Origin of the sequence: Achromobacter sp. MFA1 R4 (genome assembly GCF_900156745.1) — a bacterium.
Lineage (GTDB): Bacteria > Pseudomonadota > Gammaproteobacteria > Burkholderiales > Burkholderiaceae_B > Achromobacter.
In genome coordinates this window covers 4255178-4272372 of the sequence record NZ_LT707065.1, presented here as the reverse complement: position 1 = coordinate 4272372, position 17195 = coordinate 4255178, and the positions used below count along the sequence as shown (strand labels likewise).

14 protein-coding genes are annotated in these 17195 nt (G+C 65.7%); 11 read left to right on the top strand and 3 right to left on the bottom strand.

The window, feature by feature from the left end:
- The first annotated feature begins 10 nt into the window (after positions 1-10).
- Genes gmd through BXA00_RS19565 form a run of 9 tightly spaced genes read left to right on the top strand, consistent with a single transcriptional unit; the run spans position 11 to position 9519 of the window.
- Complete coding sequence (gene gmd / locus BXA00_RS19605; protein ID WP_076520106.1) at positions 11-1120, top strand: GDP-mannose 4,6-dehydratase; 1110 nt, start codon at positions 11-13, stop codon at positions 1118-1120.
- A gap of 6 nt (positions 1121-1126) precedes the next feature.
- Positions 1127-2080: a GDP-L-fucose synthase gene (locus tag BXA00_RS19600; RefSeq protein WP_076520105.1), complete on the top strand. Its 954-nt coding sequence runs from the start codon at positions 1127-1129 to the stop codon at positions 2078-2080.
- Positions 2081-2124: 44 nt separating this feature from the next.
- On the top strand, positions 2125-3429 hold the full coding sequence (locus BXA00_RS19595) for a lipopolysaccharide biosynthesis protein (RefSeq protein WP_231952115.1): 1305 nt from the start codon (positions 2125-2127) through the stop codon (positions 3427-3429).
- A gap of 5 nt (positions 3430-3434) precedes the next feature.
- Positions 3435-4352 carry a glycosyltransferase family 2 protein gene (locus tag BXA00_RS19590; RefSeq protein ID WP_231952114.1) on the top strand — a complete coding sequence of 306 codons (918 nt, stop codon included), beginning with the start codon at positions 3435-3437 and terminating at the stop codon, positions 4350-4352.
- A gap of 28 nt (positions 4353-4380) precedes the next feature.
- Positions 4381-5670 (top strand): O-antigen ligase, encoded by a 1290-nt coding sequence (locus BXA00_RS19585; RefSeq protein ID WP_076520102.1) that lies wholly within the window; start codon positions 4381-4383, stop codon positions 5668-5670.
- Positions 5663-6793 carry a glycosyltransferase gene (locus BXA00_RS19580; RefSeq protein WP_076520101.1) on the top strand — a complete coding sequence of 377 codons (1131 nt, stop codon included), beginning with the start codon at positions 5663-5665 and terminating at the stop codon, positions 6791-6793. Before BXA00_RS19585 ends, BXA00_RS19580 begins: the two co-directional genes overlap by 8 nt.
- A 13-nt stretch (positions 6794-6806) precedes the next feature.
- Positions 6807-7694 (top strand): glycosyltransferase family 2 protein, encoded by an 888-nt coding sequence (locus tag BXA00_RS19575; protein ID WP_076520100.1) that lies wholly within the window; start codon positions 6807-6809, stop codon positions 7692-7694.
- Entirely contained in the window at positions 7691-8251 is a 561-nt protein-coding gene (locus BXA00_RS19570) for a putative colanic acid biosynthesis acetyltransferase (protein WP_076520099.1), read from the top strand. Before BXA00_RS19575 ends, BXA00_RS19570 begins: the two co-directional genes overlap by 4 nt.
- Entirely contained in the window at positions 8248-9519 is a 1272-nt protein-coding gene (locus BXA00_RS19565) for a glycosyltransferase WbuB (protein ID WP_076522018.1), read from the top strand. The genes BXA00_RS19570 and BXA00_RS19565 overlap by 4 nt, the downstream gene beginning before the upstream one ends.
- Positions 9520-9752: 233 nt before the next feature.
- On the opposite strand, the gene BXA00_RS19560 is transcribed toward BXA00_RS19565, so the two are convergent.
- The 3 genes from BXA00_RS19560 to BXA00_RS19550 all read right to left on the bottom strand — a co-directional run bounded on the left by BXA00_RS19560 (position 9753) and on the right by BXA00_RS19550 (position 13694).
- On the bottom strand, positions 9753-10418 hold the full coding sequence (locus tag BXA00_RS19560) for a response regulator transcription factor (protein WP_076520098.1): 666 nt from the start codon (positions 10416-10418) through the stop codon (positions 9753-9755).
- A 358-nt stretch (positions 10419-10776) separates the two neighbouring features.
- Entirely contained in the window at positions 10777-11526 is a 750-nt protein-coding gene (locus BXA00_RS19555) for a response regulator transcription factor (RefSeq protein WP_076520097.1), read from the bottom strand.
- 563 nt (positions 11527-12089) lie between these two features.
- Positions 12090-13694 (bottom strand): hypothetical protein, encoded by a 1605-nt coding sequence (locus BXA00_RS19550; protein WP_076520096.1) that lies wholly within the window; start codon positions 13692-13694, stop codon positions 12090-12092.
- 377 nt (positions 13695-14071) lie between these two features.
- On the opposite strand from BXA00_RS19550, the gene BXA00_RS19545 reads away from it, so the two are divergent.
- Both BXA00_RS19545 and BXA00_RS19540 read left to right on the top strand, forming a co-directional pair.
- Positions 14072-14755, top strand: coding sequence for a TetR/AcrR family transcriptional regulator (locus BXA00_RS19545; RefSeq protein WP_076520095.1), 684 nt, complete (start codon positions 14072-14074; stop codon positions 14753-14755).
- 88 nt (positions 14756-14843) lie between these two features.
- A complete protein-coding gene (locus tag BXA00_RS19540; protein ID WP_076520094.1) occupies positions 14844-17192 on the top strand; it encodes an acyl-CoA dehydrogenase in 2349 nt (782 codons plus the stop codon).
- Positions 17193-17195: the final 3 nt, after the last annotated feature.

Below are 17195 nucleotides of genomic sequence, written 5' to 3'. Positions count from 1 at the left end.
GGACACAACCATGCCAAAACGGGCACTGATTACCGGCGTAACTGGCCAAGACGGGGCCTATCTGGCGGAGCTTCTGCTGGCCAAGGGCTATGAGGTCCACGGCATCAAGCGTCGCGCTTCGCTGTTCAACACCGCGCGGATCGACCACCTTTACCAGGATCCGCACGACCAGCCCCGCAATTTCGTGCTGCATCACGGCGACATGACGGACTCGTGCAGCCTCATCCGCATCGTCCAGTCGGTGCAGCCCGACGAGATCTACAACCTGGCCGCGCAGAGCCACGTGGGCGTCTCGTTCGAGGAACCGGAATACACCGCCAACGCCGACGGCCTGGGCACCCTGCGCCTGCTGGAAGCGATCCGCATCCTGAAGCTGGAGAACAAGACGCGCTTCTACCAGGCGTCCACCTCCGAGCTGTACGGCCTGGTGCAGGAAACGCCGCAGAAGGAAACCACGCCCTTCTATCCGCGCAGCCCCTACGCGGCGGCCAAGCTGTATGCCTACTGGATCAGCGTGAACTACCGCGAAGCCTACGGCATGTATGCCTGCAACGGCATCCTCTTCAACCACGAGTCGCCCAAGCGCGGCGAAACCTTCGTCACGCGCAAGATCACGCGCGGCCTGGCGCGCATCGTGCTCGGGCTGCAGGAATGCCTGTACCTGGGCAACCTGTCCGCGCTGCGCGACTGGGGCCACGCGCGCGACTACGTCGAAATGCAGTGGCTGATGCTGCAGCAGGACACGCCCGAGGACTACGTCATCGCGACGGGCATGCAATACAGCGTGCGCGAGTTCATCAACACCGCCGCGCGCGAGCTGGGCATCCTGCTGGCCTGGGAAGGCGAAGGGCTGGAAGAAACCGCGACCGTGCTGTTCTCGCCGGTGCACGACGTCAAGGCCGGCCAGGTCATCGTGCGCGTCGATCCGCGCTACTTCCGTCCGACCGAAGTCGAAACGCTGCTGGGCGATCCCACCAAGGCCCGCGAGAAGCTCGGCTGGTCGCCCCGCACGACGTTTGCGCAACTCGTCAAGGAAATGGTCGAAGCCGACCTGCGGGATGCGCGGCGCGATGCGCTGGTCGAACAGAACGGCTACGAAATCTACGCCTACAAGGAGTAGCCCGCCATGACGAACCTGGACCAACGCGTGTTCGTCGCCGGCCATCGCGGCATGGTGGGCGCGGCCATCACCCGCGAACTGCACCGGCGCGGCTACAACAACGTGCTGACCCGCAGCCGGGCGGAGCTGGACCTGGAGAACCAGAACCAGGTGCACCGTTTCTTCTCGACCACGCCGGTCGACGTGGTGTACCTGGCCGCCGCCAAGGTGGGCGGCATCCTGGCCAACAATACCCATCCGGTGGACTTCCTGTACAAGAACCTGATGATCCAGTGCAATGTGATCCGGGCCGCCTACGCGGCCGGGGTGCGCAAGCTGCTGTTTCTGGGTTCGTCATGCATCTACCCGCGCGAGGCGCCGCAGCCGATCCGCGAGGACGCGCTGCTGACCGGTCCGCTGGAATCGACCAACGAACCCTACGCCATCGCCAAGATCGCCGGCCTGAAGCTGTGCGAAGCCTATCAGCGCGAGCACGGCGCGCGTTTCATCTGCGCCATGCCCACCAACCTGTACGGCCCGCACGACAACTACGACCTGCACAGCAGCCACGTGCTGCCGGCCCTGATCCGCAAGTTCCACGAAGGCCGCGAGACCGGCGCGCAAACCGTGACGATCTGGGGCACGGGAACGCCGCTGCGGGAATTCCTGTACGTGGACGACCTGGCGCAGGCCAGCGTCATGCTGATGGAGCATCCGGACGCCGAGGGCATCTACAACATCGGCGCCGGCCAGGACATCTCCATCGCGGACCTGGCCCGGCTGGTGGCGCGCGTAGTGGGCTATGAGGGCAAGATCGTGTACGACACGTCCAAGCCCGACGGCACGCCGCGCAAGCTGATGGATTCCTCGCGCGTGCAGGCGCTGGGCTGGCGTCCGGAGATCTCCCTGACGCACGGCATCACGCTCGCCTACGGCCATTTCCTGCGCGAGCGCACGCAACAGCCGCTGCCGGTGGCCTGACGGCCGCGCCAGCATGACAGACAGGGTTTCCGATGCTTGGATTCGTGAAGAAACACATCGCCGGCAATGCTTCCTTCTGGGGGCTGGTGGAGTACGGCATCGGTCCCGTCGCGGCGCTGGTGGCGCTGCCCATCCTCTTTCGCGAGCTCGGCACGGTGGGCTTCGGCCAATATTCCATGATCATCGCGCTCGCCGGCTTCGGCAACGCGGCGAACCTGGGCGCGGCCGTCACCGCCACCAAGCTGGTCTCCGAAAGCATGCACGAGCCCGGCGGCGCCTATCGCGCGGCCGGCGTGAGCGTGTCGTTGATCGGCTGTGCGCTGGGCGTCGTGACGCTGGCGGCCATGCTGCTGTGGGGCGCCGTGTGGCTGGGCTGGCCCGAGGCCACCTTCGGCGGCGTGGCGGTGACGATGCTGGCGATGCCCGCGCTCGCCATCTACCTGACCCAGCAGTATGACCAGCTCTTCTCCGGCTGCCTGAAAGGCCGCGAGGACTTCCGGGCCACCGCGCTGTGCGAAGTCTTCAGCCGCACCGGCACCATGGCGCTGGCCTGCGCGGCCGCCTGGTACACGGCCTCGCCCACCTGGACCGGGCTGGCGCAGGCGGTCGGCCTGCTGATCGCGGGCAGCGTGAAGATGCGCGTGTTCGCGCGCGCCTACGATCGCTTCATCGTGCGCCCCGTGCGCGACCGCGGCGCCATGATGGCCGCCTTCCGGTTCTCGCGCTGGTCGTGGCTGAACAGCCTGAGCGCGCTGGCCTTCGGCTCGGTCGACCGGGTGCTGGTCGGCAGCCTGATGGGGCCTGCGGCGCTTGCCATCTACACCGTGGGCGTGCAGGTGGGCCAGATCATCCACACGGCGTCGGTCGCCATCTTCCAGAAGGCGATGCCGCGCGTGACCCGCCTGTCGGTCTCGCCGCCCTTTCCCGGCGCCGCCGAACGCGAGATCCGCCGCATGATGCTGTGGAACCTGGCGTTGTCGGCCAGCGCCACCCTGGCCGTGCTGGCGGTCAGCCAGCCGCTCCTTAACCTGCTGCTGGGCGACAACGTCGCCAGCGGCCACCTGGGCACATTCCAGTTGCTGATCGTGGCATCGGGCCTGCTTTCCCTGAATGCCGCGGCGCACTTTTCCCTCCTGGGGCTCGGCAACTCCCGCGCCGTCGCGATCCTGAACGGACTGGGCGGCCTGGCGATGCTGTGCGTCATGGCGGGACTGGTACACGTGGCGGGGGAACACGCCGCAGCTTGGGGCCGCATGGCCTACGCGGCGATCACGCTGGCCGGCGTGGCCCTCGCCATCCGTCAATCCCGCCCCGACTTTCCGGGCGCCATGCCTGCGGCCACCCGATAACCAACATGCTGAGGTCCTACATGCGCAAGCGCCATAACGAGTATTCACGCCAGCTCATCGACTTCGTCCGCGAGCTCCGCCCGCCAGCGCCCATCGCCAGCGGTCTGCTGCCCAAAGTGACCATCGTGACGCCCTCGTTCAACCAGGCCAAGTTCCTGGAGCGCACCATCCTGTCCGTCCTGAACCAGGGCTACCCGCGGCTGGAGTACATCATCATCGATGGCGGCTCCACCGACGGCAGCGTGGACATCATCAAGAAGTACGAGCGTTACCTGACGTACTGGGAAAGCACCCCGGACCGCGGCCAGTCGCACGCCATCAACAAGGGCTTCGAGCGCGCCACCGGGGATTACGTGGGGTGGCAGAACTCGGACGACCTGTACTTTCCGGGCGCGCTGCGCAAGCTGGGCGCGGCGGCGGCGCGGGGCCGCGCGCCCATCGTCAGCGGCAACCTCTTCGTCGCCGACGCGGACAACCACATCTTCCGCAAGATCCACTACACCCCCGTCAACCGCGGCACGCTGACGGTGGTGAAAGCCTCGATCCCGAACCAGTCCGCCATCTTCCGCCGCGACCTGCTGCGCAAGTACGGGCTGCTGCAGGAGAGCATGCGCTATTGCATGGACCTGGAGCTGTGGAGCCGGCTGCTGCGCGAGGGCAAGAACCTGATCGTGCCGGACGCGCTGGGCGTGTACACCGCCCACGACGAGACCAAGACCGCGCTCATGCAGGACGTGCTGCTGGAAGAGCGCGAACAGATCGTCAGCCGCATCCGGCGCACCGAGCCGGGCCTGGGACGCCTGTTCGAGCTGTCCTGCCGCGCGTCCAAGGTGGCCGCGCATGCCCGGCAGGGGGACCTGACCTACCTGCTGGAAAAGCTGACGACCAAGATCTTCGGACGCGACGACTGGGCCTCGCACTAGGCCCGGCCATCAACGACACGGAACTGCAATGACCACGCGCCGCCGACTCTCCACCCTCCACCTCCTGGGCCTGTTCGTGTTCACCGCGCTGGCGCTGAACGACGACCGGTTCATCGTGGGGGTGGGCAGCTTCAAGCTGTCGCCGTTCGACCTGCTGTTCGTCGCCATGCTGGGCGTCAAAGCGCTCCGGCTGGCCGACCCGGGCGCCTACGCGCTGCCGCGCGGGGCGCTCGGCGTGCTGCTGGGCATCCAGGCCATCTCGGTGATCTACCTGCTGCTGGTGTCGATCGACCATCCCGGCATCCAGACCGGCGACGTGGCGCGCGACCTGCGCATCGTCTTCTACTTCCTGTGCACGCCGTTCCTTTGCTACAAGGACATCGACAGTCCCGGGGCGTACGCGGTGCTGCAGAAGTACATCGTGGCCGCCGGCCTGGCGGTGGCCACGCTGATGCTGCTGGAGCAGGCGCAGGGCTTCAGCGTGTCCAATCCGCTGCGCAACGTGCGCCTGGGGGTGTGGGCCATCCCGATGGCCGTGGTGTCGCTGCTGTACTTCCGGCGCACGCTGAACGTGACGGGCCCCAAGGCCTATTTCCTGATCCTGTTCATGGTGATGGCGCTGGTGTTCTCGCTGAACCGCAGCCAGTACCTGCAGCTGGCGGTGTCCGTCATCATCGCCGTGCTGCTGGCGGGCAACCCCGAGATCCGCCGCCGCGCGATCATGATCTTCGCGCCCGCCACCATCGCCGGGGTGCTGATCTTCGCCAGCATCGGCTACCTGGACGTGCTGACCGAGCGCATCTTCAGCGTTGAACGGCTGGACGAAGATTCCAGTTACGGCGCGCGCGTCCAGGAAATGGAAGGCCAGATGGACTACTTCGCCGAAAGCCCGGTCTTCGGCAAGGGAGCCGGGTTCCGCAGCTGGGTCATGGGCGAGAACGGCTTCGAGCTGAGCACGTTCGCGCACAATTCCTGGGCCTTCTACCTGATGAAGTTCGGGGTGGTGGGCACGACCATGATCATGCTGCCGCCCCTGCTCATCCTGCTGACCCTGTTCAGGCGACGCGAGCATCCCGGCCTGGAGATGCACCGGCGCTACCTCCTGGCGACGGCGCCGATCTATATCTTCATCGACTCGATGTCGGGCGGGCTGGCCTACGCGCCCAAGACCGCCTTTACCGGATTTCTGCTGTGCTATGCGCTGTCGCTGATGCGCAATGCGCAGATCATGCCCGTGCCCCGTAACGAACCGCCCGTTCCCAGCCCCCGCCCGGACGTCGTTCGCCGGGCGCCACCGCGAGTAATACCCCATGCCTGATGTCCTGTTTGTCGCACCGGACTTGCACGGCGGCGTCGGAAGATGCGTCGCCTTCATTGTGGACGCGTTGCCGGAACAGGGGGTGGACTCCGCCCTGTTCCTGCTGCGCTCCCGCAATCGCGAGTACCCCATCGCCAACCCCAAGGTCACCCGCGCCCTGCCCATCATCGAGTCCCCCACCAAGCTGCGGCTGATGCTGCCCGTGGCCTTTTTCAAACTGCTGCAGCATATCCGCCGCGACAAGCCGGCCATCGTGTGCTCGCACGGCCTGCTGTGCAACATGCTGGTCGTGCTGGCCAGGACGATCCTGCGCGGCAATTTCAGGACTGTGGCGTTCGAGCACAGCAGTCCGGCCATCCATTACGGCGCCTCGAAGATGCGGCGCCTGAAATGCTGGCTGGTGAGCCAGACTTACCGCCGGCACGACGCGGTGGTGGGCGTGTCGCGCGGCGTCAAGGAAGACCTGGTGAGCATGTTTCCGCCGCTGCGCGGCAAGGTGCACACCATCTACAACGGCGTGCCGCTGGATAACGTGCGGCGGCAAGGCGCGCGGCCGCAGCCGGCCGGCGATGGAGATTCGCCGTATCACGTGGTCGCCGTGGGCCGCCTGGAAGCCGTCAAGGACTACGCCACGCTGATCGACGCCGCGGCCCTGCTGGACGATCCCCGCATCGCCTTCACGATCCTGGGCGAAGGCTCCGAGCATGCCGCCCTGCAAAAGCGCATCGACGAGAAGCCGTCGCGCACGCGGGTCAAGCTGGCGGGCCATATCGACAATCCGTTTCCGGTGATCGCCGGCGCCGGCGCGTTCGCGCTCACATCGGTGCGCGAAAGCTTCGGGAACGTGCTGGTGGAGGCCCTGTGCCTGGGCGTGCCGGTGATTTCGACCGATTGTCCGCACGGCCCCGCCGAGATCCTGGACGCCGGCCGCTATGGCCTGCTGGTGCCGGTCGGCGACGCCGCGGCGCTGGCCGAGGCGGTGCGGCGCCTGGCCTACGACGGCGAAATGCGCGAGAAACTGGCGGCCCAGGGCCCCGAACGCGCGGACGCCTTTTCCCTGGAGCGGCACTGCCGCAACGTCATCGAGCTCTTCCAGCCGCTCATGCAGCGCGGAACGCCCTGAACAGGACAGCATCATGCAGAAGATACCGGTTTCCGTCGTGGTGATGACGAAGAACGAGGAACGCAACATCGCGAAGTGCCTGAAGGCGCTGGTGGAATTCGACGAAGTCTTCGTGGTGGACTCCAACAGCACGGACGCCACCTGCTCGATCGCGACGGCGATGGGCGCGCGCGTGTCGAATTTCCAGTGGGACGGCAAGTACCCGAAGAAAAAACAGTGGTGCCTGGAACAGTTGCCGTTCACGCATCCGGTCGTGCTGTACGTGGACGCCGACGAAGAGATGACGCCGGGCCTGGCGGCCGAGATACGCGAGGTGCTTCCGCGTTTTGCCGCGGGCGCCGGCGGCGCGTTCGTGCCCTTCGACTACGTGTTCTGCGGCAGGAAGCTCGAGCACGGCCACCGCGTGTACAAGCTGGCGCTGCTGGCGCGCGACCGCTCCCGTTTCCTGGACTATGACGACCTGGACGTCGCCAACATGTGGGAAGTCGAAGGCCACTACCAGCCGCAGGTCGAGGGCGAGACCTTCGCGCTGCGCCAGCGCATGGTGCACAACGACCACGATTCGCTCTATCACTATTTCGACAAGCACAACCGCTATTCGGACTGGGAAGCGAACCTGCGCACCAAGGGCCTGATGAACGATCCGCGCGAGGCCAACGTGGGCGGCCGCGCCCTGCTCAAGCGCATCTTCCAGGCCATGCCGTTCAAGGCCCCCATCGCCTTCCTGCATTCCTACGTCTTCCGGCTGGGCTTTCTGGACGGCAAAGCCGGCTATGACTATGCGGTGGCGCGCGCCATGTACTACTGGCAGATCCGCATCAAGACCGAGGAAATCCTGAAGGCGCGCCAGGCCAGCGCGGCCGCCTCCCAGCGCGACGCGGTCGCGGGAGCTGCCAAATGAGCACATTGCAACGGCTGGACCAGTTTTCGCTGGCCCCGGGGCAGCGCGGGCGGTCGGCGCTGACCGTCCAGTTGTGGTGGATGGTGCAGGGCACCCTGTTCCGCTGGTCGCCGCAGGTGGCCTACGGCTTTCGCCGGTGGCTCTTGCGCTGCTTCGGCGCGCGCGTGGGCCACAAGGTGCTGATCCGGCCCACGGCCACCGTGACCTATCCCTGGAAGGTCGAGATCGGTGATTACGCCTGGATCGGCGACGACGCCGTGATCTACAGCCTGGGACCCATCCACATCGGCGCGCACGCCGTGGTGTCGCAGCGCAGCTACCTGTGCGCCGCGGACCACGACGCCGGCCGGCCGGATTTCCCGCTGCGCGAGCGCGCGGTGCGCGTGGAAGAAGGCGCCTGGGTGGCGACCGACGTGTTCGTGGGACCAGGGGTGACGATCGGGCGCGAGGCGGTGATCGGCGCGCGCAGCTCGGTATTCCGCAACATGCCGTCCGCAATGGTGTGCCATGGAAACCCTTGCCGTCCCATCCGGCCCCGCACCGCCACGCCGACATGAAAGTCCTCATCTATGGGATCAACTACGCGCCCGAACTGACCGGCACCGGCAAGTACACGGCCGAACTGGCCGAGTGGCTGGCCGCGCGCGGCCACGAGGTCAGCGTGGTGACCGCGCCGCCCTACTATCCGCAGTGGAAAGTGCATGAGGGCTACCGCGGATCGCGTTACGCGAAGGAGACGCGCCGCGGCGTGACCGTGCGGCGCGCGCCCTTGTGGGTGCCTGAAAGACCAGGCGGCGCCAAGCGCCTGGTGCACCTGGCAAGCTTTGCGCTGTCCAGCCTGCCGTCGCTGCTGCGCGCCGCGATGCGCCGGCCTGACATCATCCTGGTGGTCGAGCCCGCCCTCTTCTGCGCGCCCGGCGCGTGGCTTGCGGCGCGCCTGTGCGGCGCGCGCGCGTGGCTGCACATCCAGGACTTCGAGGTGGACGCGGCGTTCGAGCTGGGCCTGCTCAAAGGCGCGGGCCTGCGGTCGCTGGTCAAGCGCGCCGAACGCTGGCTGATGCGCCGCTTCGACCGCGTGTCGACGATCTCGAACCGGATGCTGGACCTGGCGCTGGCCAAGGGCATCGACCCGGGCCGCGCCGTGCTGCTGCCCAACTGGATCGACGTCAACGCGATCACCCCGCTTGCCGAAGGCGGGGATTACCGCGGCCAGCTCGGCATTCCGGACAACGCCATCGTCGCGCTGTACTCCGGCAACATGGGCGGCAAGCAAGGCCTGCAGATCCTCGCGGACGTGGCCCGCCGGCTGAACCGCGAAGACCGGCTGTGGTTCCTGTTCTGCGGCCAGGGCCCCGAGCGCGCGGCGCTCGAGGAACGCTGCCGCGGCCTGACCCGCGTCATCTTCCTGGACCTTCAACCGGCTGAACGGCTGGGCGCCCTGCTGAGCACCGCGGACATCCATCTGCTGCCGCAGCGCGCCGGCGCCGCCGACCTGGTCATGCCGTCCAAGCTGACCGGCATGCTGGCCAGCGGCCGGCCGGTGGTGTGCGGCGCGGCGCGCGGCACGGAGCTTGCCAGCGTGGTGTCGCATTGCGGCCTGCTCACGCCGCCCGAAGACGCCCTGGCCATGGCCGAGGCCGTGCGCAAACTGAGCTACAACGCCCAGATCCGCGAAACCCTGGGCGCGGCCGCGCGCCGGTATGCGATGGAGCACCTGCACGTGGACGCGGTGCTGGGCGCCGCGGAACGCGAGTTCGCCGCGATCGCGAAGTCCAAGGGCCGTACGGCGCCGGCTGGCACGCAAGCGAGCGAAGGCGACGTTTGAGGTTTTTTTTTGAGTCGGGGCCGCCTGCGGAAGTGTCGCAGGCGGCCTTTTTAATTGCGGTTTGCTTCACACGCGCGGCTGCGCCTTCACACGCGCAGCTGCGCCTTCACACACGCGGCTGCGCCTTCACACACGAGGCTGCGCCTTCACGCCTGCGCCTGCGCCTGAAATAAGCCAGGGCCTGTGCGGGCGGCGCCGCCACCCGCACAGGCCCTGCCTCGCACCCTGCGCGATCAGCTTGCGTCGCCCTTGTCCGGCGTCGGTTGCCCGTTGGTGTTTCTGACCAGGCCCATCTGCACCGCGATATAGGCCGCCTCGGCCTGATTGCGCGCGTTCAGCTTCCAATAGAGCGTGCGCGCATGGCTCTTGACGGTCGCGACAGATATGCCCACCTGCTGCCCGATCTCGCGCATGGTCTTGCCCTGCACGAGCAACTGCAGGATTTCCTCCTGCCGCTGCGTCAGTTCGCGCAGCTCCTGCACGGACGCATGCGTCGTGCCGGGCGGCCTGCCGGCGGGCTGGGGATAGCATTCCCCGCCGGCGATCACCAGGCTGACGGCCGCGGCCAAGGCATCGGGACTTGAGGCCTTGGGCAGGTAACCGGCCACGCCCGCCCGCGCGCAGGCGGCCATCACGCTCGGGTCCAGCGCGGAATACAGGACCAGCACCAACCTGGGCATGAAAAAGGCCATGGCCTGCGACAGGAGCCCTATGTCCTGCTCGGCGGACCCGCTGCAACCCACCACCAGCAGTTCCACTGGCTTGTTGATCGAGCTTGACATGGTGAGCAGATGGGCTGGCGAGATGGCCAGGATGTCGTCGGCGTTGCGCACACGTTCCAGCACATGCTGAATGGCGACACGAAGCAGAGCGTAGTCTTCGATCAGTACGGTTGTCATCCCGGGAAGAACCTTGTGACGCATGGCCCATTACGGTTCCCACGACGCTGGCGCAATGCCGCGCAACGCACGGGTCCACGCGCATCGCCAGGTTCGGGGGAATCCTGTCCGCGGCCTTGGGATTGCGCTGGCGAGATTAAGTGATTCGCCCTATCAATCCATGCTTGCGGACACAACCCATGCTATCAGCGGCTACGTCCGCTGAATCTCGTTCAGGAGGATGATTGGTGGCGGAAAGCGAGGCGGCAGCGACGTTTGACACCTGCTTTCTATGCCTTAGCCGTATTGGCTATGCGCAACCCCGGCAGCATCGGAACTGGGCGTTCCAGGCTGCCGGGCAGGCAGCGCAAACCTTCTACTACCCGAGCTTGCGCCCATAGATCTGCCCGGCGTCCACTTCGCGGCCATTCGGTTCATGCCATTCCAAGGTTGCGCCGCGTTGCAGCGCCGCGTAGACGGCTTCGCCCTTGTTCTTGACATGCAGGCGTTGATACAGCGTGCACGCGTGCGTTTTGGCGGTCGCTACCGAGATATTCAACATCCGGCTGACGGTCTTGATCGGATAGCCCCTGGCCAGCAGCACCAATACCTCATATTGGCGCGGCGTGATCTGGAGCAGTTGTGCGCCCGCGCTGACGGGCATGGCGCCCTTGGAGCCGGCTTCGTCCGCGTCCCGCGACGGCAAGGCGCATACGGTCGAGGCCGGAGCCTGCAGCGCCTGTTCGCTCGGAAAGCATTGCCCGCCCGCCATGACCAGGCGTATGGCGGCCTCGAGGATTTCGACCGAGGCCGTTTTCATCAGGCATCCGTACACGCTGGCGCCAGGCAGGCCTTGCACCGGCATGGGCAAGGGCATGACGTCCGTCAAAAGCAGAATCCGCTTGGGCGTCAGCACGCGCTGAATCTCGTGCAAGGCGCTCCATGCTTCATCGGTATCCACCGGCAACCCGTAGATCAGGAGATCGGCGCCCGCGTGTACGCCGTCGGCCTTGGATACATCCGCAAGGCCCATTCCCTCGATTTCCCACACATCATCCAACTTGCTAAGAATCTGCCACAAACCCAACCGCAGGAGCGGATGGGCTTCAATCAGGACCATCTTGGCCATGGTGTCCTCCCGGTTTTTCGACGGGCCTCGAAGGGATCTTCGCTGTGCTGAAGACTATTATTTTCCAGCCCCTGCGGTGGGTGGTCCGCATATCCCGGAATATCTAATGAAGCTGAACCGGGACATTTGGGCTGGGCGACTTTGGTAGCCAACATAACGGATGGCATGGAACCCATCTTATGGTTCGGATTTGTCAAAATCAAGACGTTTCCGGGCGATATAATCCGATAAAATCAGAAATCAATCGTTAGCCTTAATCACGTTCGTAAATATGGATGAGAAACCCCTCTCGTCCTTTTTTACGCTAGGGTTTTCACCAGCCTCGCGCAGGGCGCCACCCCGGCTCCCCTATGAAAAGGGGCTGCCGGGCGGCGTGGATAGGGCTTCAGGCTTGTGTTACAGACGAAAAAAAGCCGCGTCGGGGCATCGGCCGGACGCGGCTTCGAACAGCCGGATCGAGGGGGAAATCTGTCAACTTGTATCCGTAGACACATCCAGCCCGTGAACAGTCCCTGTATTCGAAATAACGGTAACATTTTTTATGTTGCCGCCTGGCGGCGGATTTACTCCATATAGGCGAAGTCAAATACCGTGTGCCCCCCCTGATGATGCCAATGGTGCATTGAAGCATGGCGTTTTCTCAGGAAGTTTGCGTAGTGGATTTCGCCGTCGGTTTCGATGTACGTGGTGGGTGTCAGCTCGTCGATCCGATTCAGCGACACGCCCTTGCCGTAGTGACAGAAGCCCTGGTACTGGGCGCAGCGGATCACGTCCCCGCCAGGAGACACAACGATTCCGGCGTTGCGGGCGCGCATCGGGTTGCGCACGATCGGGTTGCAGGCGTGCGGCGTCCAGGTCGTGGAGCGCGGCGAATCGGAAAAAAATGCAAATAATTCATCGCAATGGCTCTGGCCGTCGGTTCGGTCGATATTTGTTAATAACCACCAGTATTCTCCGTGTTTAAAAATAATGGTGTCGACCGCAGAAATATTCGTCATCAGATTAACGTCGAGCTCCCATTTCAGCGGAAATTCAGTGCATTTCCATAGCTCTATACTGCGATTTCCGCAGGTTTCCGGGACCATGTACGTTACGCCATCGTGTTCGAAAATATACGGAAATGAAAGGTGATACGGCAGGTTCAGCGCAGTGCCCAGCAGCCGGAAAGCCCCGTCGGAGTAGGTCGCGACCGAGATCGTGCCTTTGCGGGACGTAAAATCATAATCCTCGAAAAATATATACGGCTTTTTATCGTGCGTATAAACAAAGGGGTCGGCGAAAAACCTGCCCTTAGGCGGCTGCAATACCATGGCCTCGGACACCACGGCCTGTTGGCGCGCGGAGGGAAACATACCGATCCGCCAGCGAATATTGCGTTTCATGATGCGCCGCACAACCAGATCCGACATTAACCATGCCTGGCGCGCGATATATGCCGCGCTGTCCCACTCCGCGGGATCGGCGCGGCGCGGCCCGCTCATGATCTGCATGGCCGGCGGCGCGACGCCAGGCCGATCGCGGGCCAGCGCCTGCAGGGCGTCGTACACCATGAAATTTCCCAAACTGAATGCGCGCGCCTGGTTCTTCAGCCAGAACACCTCGGTGTTGAAACTGCGCTGGTCCAGCAGCTCGTCGTCTTCCTCTTTTTCGCCGACGCGCCACAGTTTCACGGTGGTGTGGTCTTCGCGTTGAAAGACTTCCCAGAAGCCTGCATAACGGCTCGTCGACACCGCGATATCGGAATAGCTCAACTGCCACACGCCCAGCCGCGACCAGCTCGCCAGCTGCGCGCGCGTGGCGAGCGACGCGCCCAACGTGATCACCAGATCCAGGCCCAGCGCCTGCACCTCGGCGCGCGCCTGCGCGTCCTCGTCGCCGGGCGCGAGCGCGATCACCGATGTGCCCGACTGCGGCAGGTGTTCGCGCATGTCCCGGCATGCCAGCATGGCGCGCTGTTTCTGCGGCAGCAGCTTGCCCTCGAGACGGGACAGGGTGCCGAACAGCGCCTTCACGCCCAGCCGCGGCGCGCTGTCGGGCGCCTCCCCGTCCATCACCAGCAAGGCCGCAAGCTCGAAGTCCTGGCTATGGACGAGCCACTCAACCATCTCATGCATCCAGCCGGGTTGCTCATACCCGTCAACCAGCAATCCCACCTTGTACGTCTTCATTTCTCGTGCTCCTGTATCAGGGCGATTGGCCTGCCGCGCCGTGTCTGCGTAGGGCCTCGCCCGGCACGCAGCCGGGGCAATGCATTCACGTTCTCGCGCTGATACTGCGGTGTTTTCCGCGTGCGTTCCAGAGCACATTCATCCTAGGGCCGGTGTCCGAGGCCGTTCGGCCAATTCTCAGCCAGGGGCTCAGGGAGCCCCTCATCCTTAATCCCGGCCGGGTCTCGTTCTTACGCCCGATGCGGCGGGCTCGTCCCGCAAAACCGACACATGGGACATGGATGGTTAGGGGTAAACCCTATTGGGGATAGCCGAGGCTCGCCTCTCCTCCTTCCCTCACGCATAATGCTTTAAAACAAACGTTTGAATTCAACCATATGCAAGAAATCAAATCCACGTCCACGAGGGAAGCCATCCTGGACACCGCCGAAGCCCTGTTTGCACAACAAGGGCACGAAGCGACGTCCATGCGCCAGATCACCGGCGCGGCCGGCGTGAACCTCGCGTCGGTGAACTACCACTTCGGCTCCAAGGAGTCACTCGTGCAGGCGGTGCTCAAACGCCGCCTCGAGGTGCTGAACCGCGAGCGCATGCGTCTATTGGACGAACTGGAGGCGCAATCCGCCGGCAAGCCCCTGAAGCCCTCGCAGATCGTGGATGCGTTCTTCGGCACCCTGCTGCGCCTGGCTGCCGATCCCGCGCAGGCCGGCAGCACGTTCCTGCCGCTCCTGGAACGCACGATGACCGATCCCACGGATTTCATCCGCGCGCTGTTCGCCGAGGAGTACGCGGACGTGCTCGAGCGCTACCGCAACGCCCTCTTCGCCGCGCTGCCCGATGTGCCGCGCGCCGAGATCATCTGGCGCTTTCAGTTCATGCTGGGCGCGACCTCGTACGCCATCATGGGCACCGATCTCCTGCGCTCGGTCACCGGCCTGGGCGGCGACGAGGCCGACCAGCCCAACGACCGTGAACTGCTGCTGCCGAGACTGATGAGTTTCCTGCTGGGCGGGCTGCGCTCGCCCTTGCCGCACCTGGCCCCGAGCCCCGGAGGCGCCTGACCCGCCTGCCCCGTCCGACCAGACCGCCGCCCGGCAAGCAACGCCAGACGGTCGCCAGACACCTGAAGAAAACCGAGGAGACAAAGAAATGGTCGCAGTCATCGTCACGCTGGTTGTCATTGCGCTCCTGGTCGCAGTGCTGCTGGGCGTGCGCCCCCTCCGCAGGGCGCTGCTGTCGGCGCCGATCTTCAACCTGTATCGCAAGGTGCTGCCGCAGATGTCCGACACCGAGCGCGACGCGCTGGAGGCCGGCACGGTCTGGTGGGAGGGCGAGCTGTTTCGCGGGCGGCCCGACTGGAGCCGCCTGCTGGCCTATCCCCGGCCGCGCCTGACCGACGAAGAGCAGCGCTTCCTGGACAACCAGGCCGAGACCGCCTGCCGCATGGTCAATGACTGGCACGTCACGCAAGAGCGCTTCGACCTGCCCGCGGACGTCTGGAACTACCTGAAGGCCGAGGGCTTTCTGGGCATGATCATCCCCAAGCAATACGGCGGCCTGGCGTTCTCCGCGTATGCCCACTCCGAAATCGTGACCAAGCTGTCCACGCGGTCCTCCGCGCTGGCCGTGTCGGTCATGGTGCCGAACTCGCTCGGCCCCGCGGAGCTGCTGCTGCACTACGGCACCGAGGAACAGAAGAACCACTACCTGCCGCGCCTGGCGCGCGGCGAAGAAGTGCCCGCCTTCGCGCTGACCAGCCCCTGGGCCGGGTCCGACGCGGCGGCCATTCCGGACAGCGGCATCGTCTGCAAGGGCGAATGGCAGGGCCGTGAAGTGATCGGCATGCGCGTCACCTGGGACAAGCGCTACATCACGCTCGCGCCCGTCTGCACCCTGCTGGGCCTGGCGTTCCGCCTGTACGACCCGGACGGGCTGCTGGGCGGCAAGAAGGACCTGGGCATCACCTGCGCGCTGGTGCCGCACGATCATCCTGGCGTGGACACCGGCCGCCGCCACTTCCCGCTGAACGCCATGTTCATGAACGGGCCCACCCGCGGCACCGACGTCTTCATGCCGCTGGACTTCATCATCGGCGGTCCGGCCATGGCCGGACAGGGCTGGCGCATGCTGATGGAATGCCTGGCCGCGGGCCGCTCGATCTCGCTGCCCTCGTCCAATACCGGCATGTCCAAGCTCACGGCCCGCGCCGTGGGCGGCTATGCCCGCGTGCGCAGCCAGTTCCGGATGCCGGTCGGCAAGTTCGAGGGCGTCGAAGAAGCGCTGGCCCGCATCGGCGGACACACCTACATGATGGACGCCGCGCGCACCATGACGGCGGGCGCCGTGGACCTGGGCGAAAAGCCCTCGGTCGTGTCGGCCATCGTGAAGTACCACGTCACCGAACGCGCGCGCCAGGTCGTCAACGACGGCATGGACGTGGTCGGCGGCAAGGGCATCTGCCTGGGACCGTCCAACTTCCTGGGCCGCGCCTATCAGCAGATCCCCATCGGCATCACCGTGGAAGGCGCCAACATCCTGACGCGCAGCCTCATCATCTTCGGCCAGGGCGCGATCCGCTGCCATCCCTACGTGCTGGCGGAAATGCGGGCCGCGCAGTCGCCGGACCGCAAGCAGGGGCTCGACGATTTCGACGCCGCGTTCTGGGGCCATGCGGGCTTCGTGGTCCGCAACACGCTGCGCGCGCTGGGCACCGCCCTGACCGGCGCGCGCTTTGCCGCCGTGAATGCCGACGTCGCGCCCGGCATGAAGCGCTATTACCAGCTTCTCTCGCGCTATTGCGCCGCGTTCGCGCTGCTGGCCGACACCTCGATGCTGGTGCTGGGCGGCAGCCTGAAGCGCCGCGAGCGCCTGTCCGCGCGCCTGGGCGACGTGCTGTCGCAGATGTACCTGATCAGCGCCACGCTCAAGCGCTTTGAGGACGAAGGCCGCCAGGCGGCCGACGCGCCGCTGGCGCACTGGTCCGTCCAGGACGCGCTGTACAAGGCGCAGGAAGCCTTTGACGGCGTCCTGGACAACTTCCCCAACCGCCCCGTCGCATGGATCCTGCGCCGCATTGTGTTCCCGTGGGGCCACAGCCAGGTCCCGCCCTCGGACCAGCTTGGCCAGGACGTGGCGCGCCTGCTCATCAGCCCCAGCGCCACGCGCGACCGCCTGACCGCCGGATGCCACCTGCCCGACACCGCCGACGAACCGGTGGGCGCGATCGAGCTGGCGCTGGCGGCCACGCTGGACGCCGAGCCGATCGAAGCCAAGATCCGCGAGCTGGAAAAACGCGGCGTGCTGGACGGCAATCCGCAAGCCAACGTGCGCGACATCGCCGACGCGGCGGTGGCCATCGGCGGCATCACCGCGGAGGAATACGCCGTCGTGAAGCGCCGCAACCGCTTGCGCGATGCCGTGGTGAAAGTGGATGATTTCCCCTTTGATCTGGGCGCCGCCGGCGCGGACCGGCCCACGGCCGAACGCAAGGTCGCCTGAGGG

What these genes read in the sequence shown, in the direction of transcription:
- gmd (WP_076520106.1), top strand. Translation starts at nt 11, where the DNA reads ATGCCAAAACGGGCACTGATTACCGGCGTAACTGGCCAAGACGGGGCC.
- BXA00_RS19600 (WP_076520105.1), top strand. Translation starts at nt 1,127, where the DNA reads ATGACGAACCTGGACCAACGCGTGTTCGTCGCCGGCCATCGCGGCATG.
- BXA00_RS19590 (WP_231952114.1), top strand. Translation starts at nt 3,435, where the DNA reads ATGCTGAGGTCCTACATGCGCAAGCGCCATAACGAGTATTCACGCCAG.
- BXA00_RS19585 (WP_076520102.1), top strand. Translation starts at nt 4,381, where the DNA reads ATGACCACGCGCCGCCGACTCTCCACCCTCCACCTCCTGGGCCTGTTC.
- BXA00_RS19580 (WP_076520101.1), top strand. Translation starts at nt 5,663, where the DNA reads ATGCCTGATGTCCTGTTTGTCGCACCGGACTTGCACGGCGGCGTCGGA.
- BXA00_RS19575 (WP_076520100.1), top strand. Translation starts at nt 6,807, where the DNA reads ATGCAGAAGATACCGGTTTCCGTCGTGGTGATGACGAAGAACGAGGAA.
- BXA00_RS19570 (WP_076520099.1), top strand. Translation starts at nt 7,691, where the DNA reads ATGAGCACATTGCAACGGCTGGACCAGTTTTCGCTGGCCCCGGGGCAG.
- BXA00_RS19565 (WP_076522018.1), top strand. Translation starts at nt 8,248, where the DNA reads ATGAAAGTCCTCATCTATGGGATCAACTACGCGCCCGAACTGACCGGC.
- BXA00_RS19560 (WP_076520098.1), bottom strand. Translation starts at nt 10,418, where the DNA reads ATGACAACCGTACTGATCGAAGACTACGCTCTGCTTCGTGTCGCCATT.
- BXA00_RS19555 (WP_076520097.1), bottom strand. Translation starts at nt 11,526, where the DNA reads ATGGCCAAGATGGTCCTGATTGAAGCCCATCCGCTCCTGCGGTTGGGT.
- BXA00_RS19550 (WP_076520096.1), bottom strand. Translation starts at nt 13,694, where the DNA reads ATGAAGACGTACAAGGTGGGATTGCTGGTTGACGGGTATGAGCAACCC.
- BXA00_RS19545 (WP_076520095.1), top strand. Translation starts at nt 14,072, where the DNA reads ATGCAAGAAATCAAATCCACGTCCACGAGGGAAGCCATCCTGGACACC.
- BXA00_RS19540 (WP_076520094.1), top strand. Translation starts at nt 14,844, where the DNA reads ATGGTCGCAGTCATCGTCACGCTGGTTGTCATTGCGCTCCTGGTCGCA.